Origin of the sequence: Corynebacterium sp. HMSC036D03 (assembly GCF_001836185.1) — a bacterium.
GTDB classification, from domain to species: Bacteria; Actinomycetota; Actinomycetes; order Mycobacteriales; family Mycobacteriaceae; genus Corynebacterium; species Corynebacterium simulans.
Window position 1 is genome coordinate 340,309 of the sequence record NZ_KV827737.1, and the last position, 14,418, is coordinate 354,726.

4 protein-coding genes and 1 pseudogene are annotated in these 14,418 nt (G+C 64.2%); 3 read left to right on the forward strand and 2 right to left on the reverse strand.

Translation table 11 applies throughout. The features are described 5' to 3' along the window. Positions 1-41: 41 nt before the first annotated feature. From HMPREF2692_RS06430 to HMPREF2692_RS06440, 3 genes and pseudogenes are all read left to right on the forward strand, one after another. Positions 42-1,580 (forward strand): AMP-binding protein, encoded by a 1,539-nt coding sequence (locus tag HMPREF2692_RS06430; protein WP_061920327.1) that lies wholly within the window; start codon positions 42-44, stop codon positions 1,578-1,580. Positions 1,581-1,767: 187 nt separating this feature from the next. After that, positions 1,768-10,869: a type I polyketide synthase gene (locus HMPREF2692_RS06435; protein ID WP_061920326.1), complete on the forward strand. Its 9,102-nt coding sequence runs from the start codon at positions 1,768-1,770 to the stop codon at positions 10,867-10,869. A 291-nt stretch (positions 10,870-11,160) separates the two neighbouring features. Next, positions 11,161-12,437: pseudogene (locus HMPREF2692_RS06440) on the forward strand (Fic family protein). Positions 12,438-12,573: 136 nt separating this feature from the next. Here the strand turns inward: HMPREF2692_RS06440 and HMPREF2692_RS06445 are convergent. Beyond that, positions 12,574-13,734, reverse strand: coding sequence for an RtcB family protein (locus tag HMPREF2692_RS06445; RefSeq protein ID WP_061920324.1), 1,161 nt, complete (start codon positions 13,732-13,734; stop codon positions 12,574-12,576). A 475-nt stretch (positions 13,735-14,209) separates the two neighbouring features. Continuing rightward, on the reverse strand, positions 14,210-14,418 hold a 209-nt coding region (locus tag HMPREF2692_RS13245; protein WP_168166288.1), incomplete at its 5' end, for a hypothetical protein.

Here is a 14,418-nt window from a genome sequence, read left to right on the forward strand (position 1 = left end):
GTTTAGGCCCGCCATAGCAGCCAGGGCTAAGCTTAAAAGCGATGCAGTTTTCTTCTTCTCAGCCCTGGCACCGCTTCTACGGCGAATGGACGCCCACCTCGTTGGACTACGGCAACGCCACGCTCCTTAGCCAACTGGCTGAGACCATCGCCGCGCACCCCGAGCGGGTGGCGCTGCGTTATATGGGCGAAGAACTTTCTTATGCGCAGCTCGACGCCGAGATCAACCGGGCCGCCAGCGCACTGAGCGCCCGCGGCGTGCAGCGCGGCGACTTCGTGGCCTTGGCGCTTGCTAACCGCCCCGCCCACGTCATTGCCTTTTATGCGGCACTGCGCTTGGGCGCTGCCGTGGTGGAGCACAATCCCCAGTTCACCACGCATGAACTGACCCCGATGGTGGCCCACCATGGCGCCCGCGTAGCCATCGCACAGGGGCCGGCGGTAGGCATCTTCCGCGAGTTGCCGCAGCTTGAGCACGTCATCGACGCCGACGCAGACTGGGAAGATTTCCTCGCCGAGGGTAAGAAGCAAACGCCACGGGCCGAAGTAAACAAAGACGATCTCGCACTCATCCTCTACACCTCCGGCACCACGGGCACCCCCAAGGGCGCCATGCTCTCTCATGGCAACCTCGCCGCCAACGCACTGCAAATGGCCCACTGGTGCCTACCGGAGGAGCACCCACAAGCGATGGCGGTTTTGCCGCTGTTCCACTCCTATGGCCTGACCATGTCGCTGACGGTAGGTGTGGTCACGGGGGCGTCGATTAGCCTCGTGCCTGCCCCGCGCCTAGAGCTTATCCTTGCGGCAATTGCGGCAGCCCCTCCCACCTGGCTGCCCGCGGTCCCTACGGTTTATCAGCGCATTGTGGACGCCGCACCGGAGCTTCCGAAGATCGCCCAAGCCATCTCCGGCGCCGCGACGCTGCCCTCTGCAACCATCGGCCAGTGGGAGACTCAGGCCCACGGCTTCCTCGTGGAAGGCTATGGGCTTACCGAGGCCGCGCCCGTTGTGACCTGCAATCCTTTGAACGAACACCGCCGCGCCGGCTGCATTGGCATCCCCATGCCGGATACGCAGGTACGCATCGACCCCGACACCGGGGAGCTACTCGTGCGCGGGCCACAGGTCTTTTCCGGCTACCTCCACAATCCGGAGGCCACCCGCACCGCTTTCCAGGACGGATGGCTGCGCACGGGCGACCTCGCCACTCAGGACGCCGATGGCTTTATCACCCTGCGCGCCCGCCTCAAAGAGACCATCATCACCGGCGGTTTCAACGTCTACCCCGGCGAGGTCGAAGAGGTGCTGCTTTCTCACCCTGCGCTTGCCGACGCCGCCGTTATCGGCCGCCCTCGCCCCGACGGCTCCGAAGACGTCGTAGCCTGCATCGTGCTCGCCAGCGCCCAACCCGGCGCGCCCGCGGATGCCGCGCAGCCCACGCAGGAAGAACTCCGCGAGTGGTGCCGTGGCCAGCTCGCCCGCTATAAGGTCCCGCGCGAGTTCATCGTGGTTCCAGACCTAGGCCGCGATGGCCTGGGCAAACTCCGCCGCCGCGCTGTGGCCGAGCGTTTTCTGTAATTCTTCCAGCCACCCCCAAAGTTGAGTAAAACCTCACATTTTGGGCGAATAAGGCTGCAAACTTACGCCTATGTAAGCTACCGTGTCGTCATCGCGTTTATTTTGTTATAGCTAACTATTCTTTAACGCGGTTTTACTTCCTCTCCTCTTTTTTCTTCCAACCAAAAAACTCCGAGGTAATAACCCGATGCATTTGTCATCCCTGACACCACTTCACCGCCTAACTGGCGCCACCATCCTCTTCGCCGGCCAGGGTTCTGCCTGGCAGAAGGCACTCGCACAGGCCGCCGCGCAGCCACAGGTTCGCACCCGCCTGGTCGAGCTCCTCGAATCCGCCCGCACCACCACCGCCCCAGTCGCGCGCCAAATCGCGTCAACCTGCCCCGGCGTCTTCGGCCGCCTGCAGGAACTTATAGACGGCGAGGACAACGTCCAGGACGCAGACGTCTTCCCCGCCTATTCCATCCCGGGAATCGTGCTCGGGCAGATCGCCGCAGTGGAGCATCTCGCGCAGCTGGGCCTGCGTCCGGAAAGAGCACTCGGCCACTCCCAAGGCTCCCTCGGAGTGCTGGCGCTGCACGACCCGCAGGAGGCGCTGAGCTTGGCACTAGTGATGGGAACGGCGGCGTCGGCAAGCCACGGCAGCGTCGACGCCCGCTCGCACATGCTGGCGCTGCGCGGACTCACGCGCGAGTTCGTGGAGGAACGCCTCCAAGGCGATGCCGTCATAGCCGTGGTCAACGGCCGCCGGGCCTTCGCGTTATCCGGTTCCCCGGACTACCTCGCAGCCACGCGCACCGCCTTGGAAGGCGCAGTGGATGAATACAACGCCACTCTCACAGAGCGGACCGTAGGCGGCGACGAGCTCGAGCTCCACGCCACCGAGCTTCCAGTGGCCCTTCCCTTCCACCATCCCAGCCTTCACGCCGCCGCCGAGCTCACCGAAGAATGGGCAGCTGCCTGCGGAATCACAGACCACGGCCTGGCGCGCGAAATTCTCGTCGAAGAACACGATTGGCCGAGCCTTATCCAGGCAAACATCGCTGAAAAGCAAGCACAAGGCTCGGAGTTTTTGCTCAGCCTCGACGCTTCCCTAACGCGCCTGAGTGAGCCGCTGGTCACCGGCAGCGGCAGCGTCATCGTAGAGATTGCTACGCCCGAGCAACGCGACGCCCTTGCCACACCGGGCACGGAGCTGCCCGAGCCGCTTGATTACCGCGACTTCGCGCCCCGCCTGGTGGAGCTTCCCGATGGCCGTTTCTATACCCAAACCCGATTCTCCGATCTCACGGGTCTCTCGCCCATCATGCTGGGCGGCATGACGCCAACGACCGCCGACGGCGAGATCGTGGCCGCCGCCGCAAACGCCGGCCACTGGACCGAGATGGCCGGCGGCGGAATGTACTCCGACGAGGTCTTCCGCACCCATCTTAAAGTGATGGAAGAACACTTGAACCCAGGCCGCACGGCACAGTTCAACACCATGTTCTTCGACCGTTACCTGTGGAACCTGCAATTCGGTCAAACCCGCATCGTGCCCAAGGCGCGTGCGGCTGGCGCCTCATTCAACGGCGTGTGCATTTCTGCCGGCATCCCAGAAGTCGAGGAAGCAGGCTCGCTACTGAACCAGCTCCACAGCGATGGCTTCCCCTATATCTCCTTCAAACCCGGCACCGCCCAGCAGATTCGCGACGTCCTGCGCATCGCCGCCGCCTACCCGGAACACCAGGTAATCATGCAGGTCGAGGACGGCCACGCCGGCGGCCACCACTCCTGGGTCAACCTCGATGACATGCTGCTCGAGACCTACGCCGCAATCCGTGAGCACAACAACGTAGTGCTCGCAGTGGGCGGTGGCATCTCTACTCCACAGCGCGCCGCCGACTATCTCACTGGCAAGTGGGCACTGCGCTACGGTCAGCTGCGCCTGCCTGTCGACGCCGTCTTCATCGGCACCGTCGCCATGGCCACCAAAGAGGCCAAGGCCACCGATTCGGTCAAGGAGCTGCTGGTAGACACCACCGGCATTTCGCCAGAAGACAACGGCGGCTGGGTCGGCCGCGGCACCGGCACCAATGGCGTGGCCTCCTCCCAATCCCACCTGTTGGCCGATATCCACGACCTCGACAACTCCTTCGCCGCGGCCTCGCGCCTTATCACTTCCCTGTCCACCGAGGACTACGCGGCCCACCGCGCAGAAATCATCGCCGCCCTTAACAAAACCTCGAAGCCTTACTTCGGCGACGTCGAGAAGATGACCTACGCCCAGTGGCTGGAGCGCTTCGTCGAGCTGGCCCACCCCTTCGTCGATCCCACCTGGGATGACCGCTTTTTCGACCTTCTCCACCGCGTGGAGGCGCGCCTCAACCCGGCGGATCACGGCGAGATCGACACCCTTTTCCCAAGCATCGATGACGTCCACGATGCCCCTGCCGCTTTAAAGCTTTTGCTGGAAACCTACCCGGAGGCGGCGTCGACAAGCGTGTCCCCACGGGACGCCGCCTGGTGGATCTCGCTGCACTACAAACATGTAAAACCCATGCCGTGGGTGCCTGCCATCGACGGCGATCTCAAGACGTGGTTTGGCAAAGACACGCTGTGGCAGGCGCAGGACCCGCGCTACACCGCCGACCAAGTGCGCATCATCCCGGGCCCCGTGTCGGTTGCCGGAATCACGCGCAAGGATGAGCCCGTGGCGGAGCTGCTCGCGCGCTTCGAGGCCGCCACCACCCAACAGTTGTGCGATACAGGCGAAGAGCCACAACGCCTCTTCTCCCGCTTGCACGCGGTTGCTGACGCCGCGGAATTCATCAAGGCTTCCCCCACCCTGGTCTGGCATGGCCACTTGATGGATAACCCGGCCTTCCACATGGATGCCTCCGCTTTTGAGCTACGCCAGGATGAGACCGGCCAATGGGAAATTGTTATTCACGCCGACTCCTACTGGGATAACCTGCCGGATAACCAGCGCCCCTTCTACGTCCGTGAGGTCACCGTGCCTGTGGACTTGCCGGCCGATGTGTCCACGGGCGGCTCGCCGGTGGTCTCCCACGAGCGCCTGCCCGATGCCGTCTACGCGCTCCTGCGCGGCCTCGCCGGCGTGGGCTCGGTGGCCGAGCAAGGCGACGTCATCGACGAGATGCCACGCATCGAAGAAGACAGCATCGACGCGGAGGCGCCTTTCGGCCGCGCGCACTACTCCTTCCACCTGCCTGCCTCTCTTTTGGAGGCGCACACCGCTGTCACCGGCGCGGGCCTGCCCGTGGCTGAGACGGCCCTGCCGGTGGGCACCCCCGATGTGCTAGTCGGCCCCTGCTGGCCGGCCATCTACACCGCGCTGGGCTCTGGCCTGCTGCCCGATGGCTACCCAGTCATCGAGGGCCTGCTCAACGCCGTGCACCTAGATCACCTCGTGGACCTGCGTGTTCCTCTCGCCCAGCTGGCCGACGGCCGCCGCATCGACGTCACCTCCCAGTGCACCTCCATCGAGGAATCCGCCTCCGGGCGAATCGTGACCGTGGAGCTCGAACTGCGCAACGGCCCCGACGTCCCGGAAAATGCGGGCGAAATCGTCGCTACGCAAGTCCAGCGCTTTGCCATCCGTGGGCGCGCGAGCGGCACCGCGGCACCTACGCCGACTCCGGAGTGGGGCGGCGGCAAATCCTCGACCAAGATCACCTCCACCCCGCGCTCCTTTATCGACCGCGCGGTAGTCACTGCCCCGCAGGATATGACCCCATTCGCGCTGGTCTCGGGCGATTACAACCCCATCCACACTTCTTATAACGCCGCCCAGCTCGTGGCTCTCGAGGCTCCGCTGGTTCATGGCATGTGGCTTTCTGCCACCGCGCAGCACCTCGCGGCCCGCCACGGGCAGGTGGTGGGCTGGACCTATTCCATGTACGGAATGGTTCAGTTGCACGACGTCATTGACATCGTCGTCGAGCGCGTCGGCCGCAAGGGCATCCACGCCGCGCTCGAAGTCACCTGCCGCATCGACGGCGAAGTAGTCTCCCGCGGGCAGGCGCTGCTTGCACAGCCGCGCACCGCCTACATCTATCCGGGTCAGGGCATCCAAGCCGAGGGTATGGGCAGCACGGACCGCGCCGCTTCCCCGGCCGCGCGGGAGATTTGGCGCCGCGCCGACCAGCACACCCGTGCGGCGCTGGGCTTTAGTATCCGACACGTCATCGATGACAACCCCACTTCCCTGCGCGTCAACGATGAAACCTTCGTCCACCCGCAGGGCGTGCTGCATCTCACCCAATTCACGCAGGTAGCACTGGCCGTGGTGGCTTATGCGCAGACTGCGCGCCTGCGCGAAAACGACGCCGTTGCCTCAAATGCGATGTACGCTGGCCACTCCCTCGGCGAGTACACAGCGCTGGCCTCGCTGGCCAATATCTTTGATCTCGAAGCGGTCATCGACATTGTCTACTCGCGCGGCTCCGCGATGGGAAGCCTCGTTCCACGCGACGCGGAGGGGAATTCCGAGTACGCCATGGCCGCGCTGCGTCCGAACATGATCGGCGTGAGCGGTGATGAGGTGGACGCCTACGTCGCCTCCATTGCGGAAGAAACCGGCGAGTTCCTAGAAATCGTCAACTACAACATCCGCGGTCAGCAGTACTCCGTGGCTGGAACCAAGGCCGGCCTGCGCGAGCTGGTCCGCCGCGCCAACGCTGTCAAGGAACGCGCAGCCGTGATGGTTCCGGGCATCGACGTCCCGTTCCACTCCCGCGTGCTGCGCGATGGCGTGGCCGCGTTTGCGGAGAAACTCGACGAGCTCCTTCCGGCTGAGCTCGACCTCGACGCGCTGGTCGGCCGCTACGTGCCGAACCTCGTGGCAGTGCCGTTCGAGCTGACCCAAGAATTCGTCGACACCGTGGCCCCGATGGCTCCTTCTGGCAAGCTCGACGGCCTCGACGCTTCCTCTCTCGAACCTCAGGCCCTCGCCCGCCTGCTGCTCATCGAGCTGCTGTCCTGGCAATTCGCCTCCCCGGTGCGCTGGATTGAGACCCAGGAACTGCTCTTCGACGAGGTCGATCAATTAATCGAGGTCGGCCTTGCCGCCTCCCCAACCCTGACCAACTTGGCCAAGCGCTCCCTGGCCGTGGCAGGCCGCGACCTGCCCGTATTCAACGTCGAGCGCGACCAAGACCAGGTCATACTCCAGGACGTCCAGGCAGCACCAGAGCCCGAGACCGCCCCAGAGACAGAGGAACCGACTGTCGAGGCCGCATCGGCCCCAGCCGCCCCAGCCACCCCAGCCACTGAATCCGCGCCAGCCCCGGCCGAGTTCGCTCCCGCAGGTCCTGCCCCGGCTGCGCCTTCCGCAGGTGCCGCCCCCGAGCTCACCTTCCGCGCGGCCGAGGCCATCATGGTGCTCTTTGCGTTCCAGAACAAGATCCGCATAGACCAGATCAACGACTCCGACACCATCGAGGAGCTCACCAACGGCGTTTCCTCGCGCCGCAACCAGCTCCTGATGGACATGTCCGCTGAGATCGGCGTGCCTGCAATCGACGGCGCGGCAGACGCGGACGTCGCCTCGCTGCGCGAAAAGGTCAACGCCGCCGCCCCTGGCTACGCGCCTTTCGGCAGCGTCCTTGGCGAAGCCGTCACCGCACGCCTGCGCCAGCTGCTCGGCGCTGCGGGCCTCAAGCCCGCCGCGGTGGCCGAGTACGTCACCGGCACTTGGGGCCTGCCTGAGTCTTGGGTCGCCCACGTCGAGGCCGAAATCCTGCTCGGCTCCCGCGACGAGGATTCCGTCCGCGGCGGCAGCCTGAACACGGTTCCGTCCAGCGCCACCAGCAAGTCCGCGGCGCACGAGCTTATCGACGCCGCCGTCCAGGGCGTCGCCAATGCGCACGGCGCCAGTGTCTCCAAGGGCGCTGCCGCAGGTGGAGCCTCCGGCGGGGTCGTGGATTCCGCCGCTCTCGAGGCCTACGCCGAGACCGTGACCGGTGAGAACGGCGTGCTCGCCACCGTGGCCCGCCAGGTCCTCACCCAGCTCGGCCACGTCGCCGAGCCTGCCGAGGCCACCGCCCCAGACACCGAGGTCATCGAGGCCGTCGAGGCCGAGCTCGGTTCCGGCTGGCTCAAGTCCGTCACCCCTTCTTTCGACGCGGCACACGCCGTGCTTTTCGACGACGCCTGGGCCACCGCCCGCGAGCGCCTCGCCCGCGTAGCACTCGGTGAGATCGTAGCCGACGACGAGCTCGCGCAGCCTGCCGTCTTCCAGGGCGCCGGCGCCACCGTGGCTGAACAGGCCCGTTGGTGGGCACGCTCGGGGAACACCGCTGTCGACTCTGCCCACTTCGAGCAGATAGCCGCAGCCGCCGAGTCCACCGAACGCGGCGCTTACGCCGACGACGTCGCCCTCGTCACCGGCGCCGCACCGGGCTCCATTGCCACCGCCGTGGTCGAGCGCCTCCTCGCAGGCGGCGCAACCGTCATCATGACGGCATCGCGAGTGACCCAATCCCGTAAGGAATTCGCCCGCCGCCTCTACGCCGAGCACGGCCGCCAGGGATCTGCCCTGTGGTTGGTTCCGGCCAACCTCACCAGCTTCCGCGACGTGGACTCCCTGGTGGAGTGGATCGGTTCCGAGCAGCGCGAATCCGTGGGCAACGAGGTGAAGATTCTCAAGCCAGCGCTCACCCCAACCTTGGCATTCCCATTCGCGGCACCGTCTGTTTCCGGCTCGCTTGCAGACGCCGGCTCCTCCACGGAGTCCCAGGCTCGCCTGCTGCTGTGGTCGGTCGAGCGCCTCATCGGCGGCCTCTCTGACCTCGCGGTCAAGGCCCCGAGCCCCACCCGGTGCCACGTAGTCCTGCCGGGCTCGCCCAACCGCGGCACCTTCGGCGGCGACGGCGCTTATGGCGAAGTCAAGGCCGCGCTCGACGCCATCCTGGCCAAGTGGAACGTCGAGGCTGGTTGGCCTGCCAGCGTCACCCTTGCGCAAGCCAAGATCGGCTGGGTTGCAGGCACTCACCTCATGGGCGGCAACGACGTCCTCGTTCCAGCCGCGCAGAAGGCCGGCATCCACGTCTGGTCGCCGGAGGAAATCTCCTCTGAGCTGCTAGACCTAGCTTCCGCCGAGTCCCGCGCCCGCGCCACCGAACGCCCGATCGAGGCAGACCTCACCGGCGGTCTCGAAGGCTTCTCGCTGACCTCCCTAGAGGTCGAGAAGCCTGCTGCGCAGTCCGCTGCAGAGAGTGCCGTCAAGAACACCACCGCCCGCATCAAGGCACTGCCTTCCCCGGCACGCCCGGTGCAGCCGCAGCTGGCTGAGGAACTTGGCGACATCACCACCGACCTCGACGACATGGTGGTCATCGCCGGTATCGGCGAGGTGAGCTCCTGGGGTTCCGGCCGCACCCGCTTCGAGGCCGAGTATGGCCTGCAGCGCGACGGCTCCTGCGAGCTGACCGCCGCCGGTGTCATCGAACTCGCGTGGATGACCGGCCTCATCGCATGGCACGAGGAGCCCACGCCGGGCTGGTTCGTCGGCGAGACTGACGAACAGATTGCAGAAGAGGACATCTACGAGCGCTTCCGCGACGAGGTCGTGGCCCGCGCCGGCGTCCGCGAGCTCACCGATAAGTACCACCTGGTTGACCGCGGCTCCATCGACCTGACCACGGTGTTCTTGGACCGCGACATCACCTTCAGCGTCAGCTCGGAAGCACTCGCCCGCGACATCGCCGAAGCCGACCCAGAGTTCACCAGCATCCGCGAGGCTGACGGCGAGTGGGAGGTCACCCGCCACAAGGGCGCCACCGCAAAGGTGCCGCGCAAGGCCACGCTGACCCGCACCGTGGCCGCGCAGATGCCGGACAACTTCGACGCCGCCCGCTGGGGCATCCCGGACCACATGCTGGACTCCCTCGACCGCATGGCCGTGTGGAACCTGGTCACCGCCGTCGATGCTTTTACCCAGGCAGGCTTTAGCCCCGCCGAGCTCCTGCAGGCCGTCCACCCAGGCCAGGTCGCCACCACGCAGGGAACCGGCATCGGCGGCATGGAGTCCCTGCACAAGGTCTTCGTCTCCCGCTTCTTGGGCGAGGACCGCCCCTCCGACATCCTGCAGGAAGCCCTACCCAACGTCATTGCAGCGCACACCATGCAGTCCTTGGTCGGCGGATACGGCTCGATGATCCACCCCATCGGCGCCTGCGCCACGGCCGCGGTGTCCATCGAGGAGGGCGTCGACAAGATTACGCTGGGTAAAGCTGACGTCGTGGTCGCCGGCGGCATCGATGACGTTCAGGTCGAGTCACTGCAGGGCTTTGGCGATATGAACGCCACGGCGCAGACCTCCGCCATGACCGCGCAGGGCATCGACGAGCGCTTCATCTCCCGCGCCAACGACCGCCGCCGCGGCGGCTTTCTCGAAGGCGAAGGCGGCGGCACGGTTCTGCTCGTGCGCGGTTCGCTGGCGGCCGAGCTCGGCCTGCCGGTGCTCGCCGTGGTCGCCCACGCCGCTTCCTACGGCGACGGCGCCCACACCTCCATTCCGGCTCCGGGCCTCGGCGCTCTGGGCGCCGGTCGTGGTCGAGAGAACTCTCGTCTCGCACGCTCGCTGCGCGGGCTGGGCCTTAGCCCGAACGACGTCACGGTGCTGTCCAAGCACGACACCTCCACCAACGCCAACGACCCGAACGAGTCCGAGCTGCACTCCATCTTGTGGCCAGCTATCGGGCGCGACGCGGATCAGCCGATGTTCGTCATCTCGCAAAAGACGCTCACCGGCCACTCCAAAGCCGGCGCCGCGCTCTTCCAGACCGGCGGGCTCATCGATGTCTTCCGTACCGGGCGCATCCCCGCCAACGTCTCGCTGGACTGTGTCGATCCCCTCATCGCACCGAAGGCGAAGAACCTGGTGTGGCTGCGTTCGCCGCTGGATCTGGCAGCCGCGGGCCGCAGCGTGAAGGCCGCGGCGCTGACCTCGCTGGGCTTCGGACACGTCGGCGCGCTCATCGTGTACGCGCACCCGGGCGTGTTTGAGAAGGCCGTCGCCAAGCAGCGCGGCACTGACGCTGCAGCTGCTTGGCGCGAGCGTGCCGAGCAGCGCCTAGCCGCCGGTCACGCCCGCTTCGAGGCCGGCATGTTGGGCCGCGCGCCGCTCTTCGAGGTCATCGACGGCCGCCGCCTGCCGCACGCCGACGCCAAGGTGATGATTGACGGCTACGGCCTCGTCGACGCCGACAAGGCCGCGGAAATCTCCATGCTCCTCGACGCCGATGCGCGCCTGGGCAGCAACGGTGAATTCCCGAGTGTGTAGTCGTTAGCTAACTGGCTGGCCAGACCAGCCAGTAGTAGATAGAGCTCAGGCCCGCTTCCGGAAAAGGGAAGCGGCGCGACGAACCACTCATGTGGATTGTAGGTGCGCCCGTCGATCCCAACCTGAGACACCTTCAACCGCACGTCTGCAAAGCAGTGGCTCACGATAAGAGTTATCTGGCGCATTGCGCTCGCAGTCCACCGGGATAACAGCTATCCCGGTAAACTAGGATATCGATCTACCGGGATAAGTCTTATCTCCAATGCCCCAAGCGCATGACAGGAGTCAGCTGTGGCAAAGACAGGCGAATTGGAATGGATCCCCGCTGATGGCAGTGGTCTTTCTCAACGCGCCAAACAAGGAGGTAAGTATCACGCTTTCGTTCCCGATCCCCTCGCAAGCATGTCGTTGAAGCTTCCGTCCGAGCTCTCGCGACGTATCGTTCGCATCGAGCGGGAGATTCACAATCTTGGGATGAGAGACAATACCCACTCCCTTGAAGGAGTTGTGCGACTCCTGCTCCGTTCTGAGGCCGTCGCTTCCTCCCGGATCGAGGGAATCGCTCCCAACTCCGACAAAGTGGCCATGGCGATCCTCGCGCGTGAATCAGATTCCGAAATTCGGGGTTTCAAAGAATCCGCAACAGCTGTCGCCCGCAATGTCGCCATCCTCGACACCATCAATGCAGACTTAGCTTACAAAGACGAGCTGGTCCTGGATGACATTGTTGCAATGCAGACAGCGCTCGTTGCAGAAAAGCCTTTGCAAGGAGTACGAACTACTCAAAACTGGATTGGCGGGTCTGACTATCACCCCATCGATGCGGCTTTTGTCCCCCGCCTCCTGTACAAGTCCCAGGACTCCTCGACGATCTCATTGAATACTTCAACGGGGCAGACCACGCCGCGCTCGTTCAGGCAGCGCTGGTTCATGCACAGTTCGAGACCATCCACCCATTCCCGGATGGGAATGGACGCGTGGGGCGAGCCAAGATTCACGCGCTTTTGCAGCGCAGAGGGCTCACCGATGCTACGGTTCTCCCCGTCAGTATGGTTCTGGCAACGCTCGGTGACCGTTACGTCGACGGACTCACGAAATTCCGCGAGGGTGACGTGCTGGCATGGATCTCTTTCTTCGTCAAGGCTGCACAAGTCGCCACCACCAAAGCAGCTGAACTTGCGGATAGCGTCGCCGCCCTAGAAGCAGAATGGATGGACAAGGTCAATCACCACCGCACTGCGCAAGGAAGCAAGCGCGCATTGAAATCGAATTCGACGGAGTTCCAACTGCTCAAGAAGCTACCTGCCATGCCTTTGGTCACGGTGCCCATCGTGAAGTCCGAGCTGGGGATTTCATCGACAAGCACGGCCCGAGATGCTCTCGATTCACTCACCGACGCTGGCATTCTGCGTAAGAAAGTCATCGGTGTGGGCGGGCTTCTCGGTTACTTCGCTGACGATGTTTTCATGTTGGTCAACGATGCTGAACGCCAACTCGCCTCGACGCAGTTTAATACTCGGCTTTCACCTCCGACCGGCCGAGCGGTTCCAGCCCTTCGCGATAAATAAGCAGTAATCATTAGTAGTCACGCGCTTCGTTTCCTTACATAAGGCAAAGCGTCGTGCTGGTGCGACGCTGCAGGAAAGGCATCGGAAAGCGCAAAAGGGACAGTCACTCAAAGTGACGGTCCCTTAATGGCGCAGATTAGGTGCCCTTAACGTTGAGGATCTGGCGCAGGGTGTGCTTGACCTCAACGAGCTGGGTGGCATCGGCCATCACGCGGTCGATGTCCTTGTAGGCGTCCGGAATCTCATCGACGAACTCGGCGCCGGGACGATAGACGATGCCTTCCATGCGTGCGGCAAGGTCCTCCTCGGTGAAGCGGGCCTTGGCCTGGGTGCGCGACATGACGCGGCCGGCGCCGTGCGGCGCAGACTTAAGGCCCGGCGCGTAGCCCTTGCCTTCCACGACGTAGCTGGCGGTGCCCATCGAGCCGGGGATGAGACCGCGGTCGCCCTCATCCGCCTTGATGGCGCCCTTGCGCGTGAGCCACACGTTCTTACCGTAGTGGTTCTCGCGCTGGGTGTAGTTGTGGTGGCAGTTGATGCGCTCGAGCTCGAGGTTCTCGCGATCCGCGCCGGACCAGGTGGCGACGCAGTCGAGGAAGCGGTCCATCATCTCATCGCGATTGAGCAGCGCAAAGTGCTGTGCCCAGTGGAGATCCGCAATGTAGGAGTCGAACTCTTCCGTGCCCTCGACGAGGTAGGCCAGGTCCTTGTCCGCGAGCTGGATCCAGTGCTTCTCGCAGTGGCGCTGCGCAGCTTTGATGTGCTTCTGTGCAATCTTGTTACCCACGCCGCGCGAGCCGGAGTGCAGGAACAGCCAGACGCGATCTTCTTCGTCGAGACACAGCTCGATGAAGTGGTTGCCGCCGCCCAAACTGCCTAGCTGCTGGCGCCAGTGCTTCGAATGACTAAGGTCCACGCCGGTGTCCTGGGCCAGCTGCGCGAGCTCGCGCGTGCGGGCCTCGGTGCGCGGGTCCATGATCCAACCGTTGTAGTTTCCGGGCGAGAGTGGAATGGAGTCTTCGACCGCGGTGCGCAGGTCCTCGAGAGCGAAGTCCTGGATATCCGCGTGCGTAAGGTGGGTCCGCACGGCAATCATGCCGCAGCCGATGTCCACGCCGACGGCAGCCGGGATGACGGCACGCAGCGTGCCGAAAACGGTGCCGACCGAGGAGCCCTTGCCGAAGTGGGCATCAGGCATGAGCGCCACGTGTGGGTAGACGAAGGGCAGGTCAGCGACGAGTTGTGCCTGCGCCACCGTCTTGTCTTCAACAATGGAGGCGAAGTTGTGCAGGCGCATAAAAGAGCCTTTCTCTGCGTTTGCGTAACGCAGTTCGTGAGAAAGGGCCTGCTTGGGCGGCTGACTTATAAGTTTGCGCGCGGGTCGCGCGGCTGGCACCAACGTCCGGGATAAGCAGGGCCGCTTTCCCGGGAAATGGTCAAGTCAGCCTGTTAGAAGAGTTGCTTAAAGAAGCGTCCTAGCGGCTGATTGTTATAGGTCATCATCGCGGTTCGCCTCCTTTATGCTTTCTCGTTCTTCTTTCGGGCTGTTAGTGCTGCGTGTGAGCCTACACGATGTACGCGATTTCTGCATGCGATTGATGATGCGAAGAAATTCACCCAGCCACGAAAAACTTGACACCGTCCATTCAACCGCATTCGCTGCCTGCTCATTTGTTCGTCCGTCTGGCGGGGTGTCGTGCGCCGTGATGAGCTTCGTTTAATCGTTCAGCCCACCTCGACCTAGTCGAGAGTGGGCTGGATCTTTATCTGGGTTATGCAGCAAGATTGCTCTGGGTAAAGCCGACGTCGTGGTCGCCGGCCGCATCGACGACGTGCAGGGCGAGTCCCTCCAAGGCGGGTGCCGCGCTCTTCCAGACCGGCGGTATCATCGACGTCTTCCGCACCGGCCGCATCCCGGCCAACGTGTCGCTGGACTGCGTTGATCCGCTCATCGCACCGAAGGCGAAGAACCTGGTGTGGC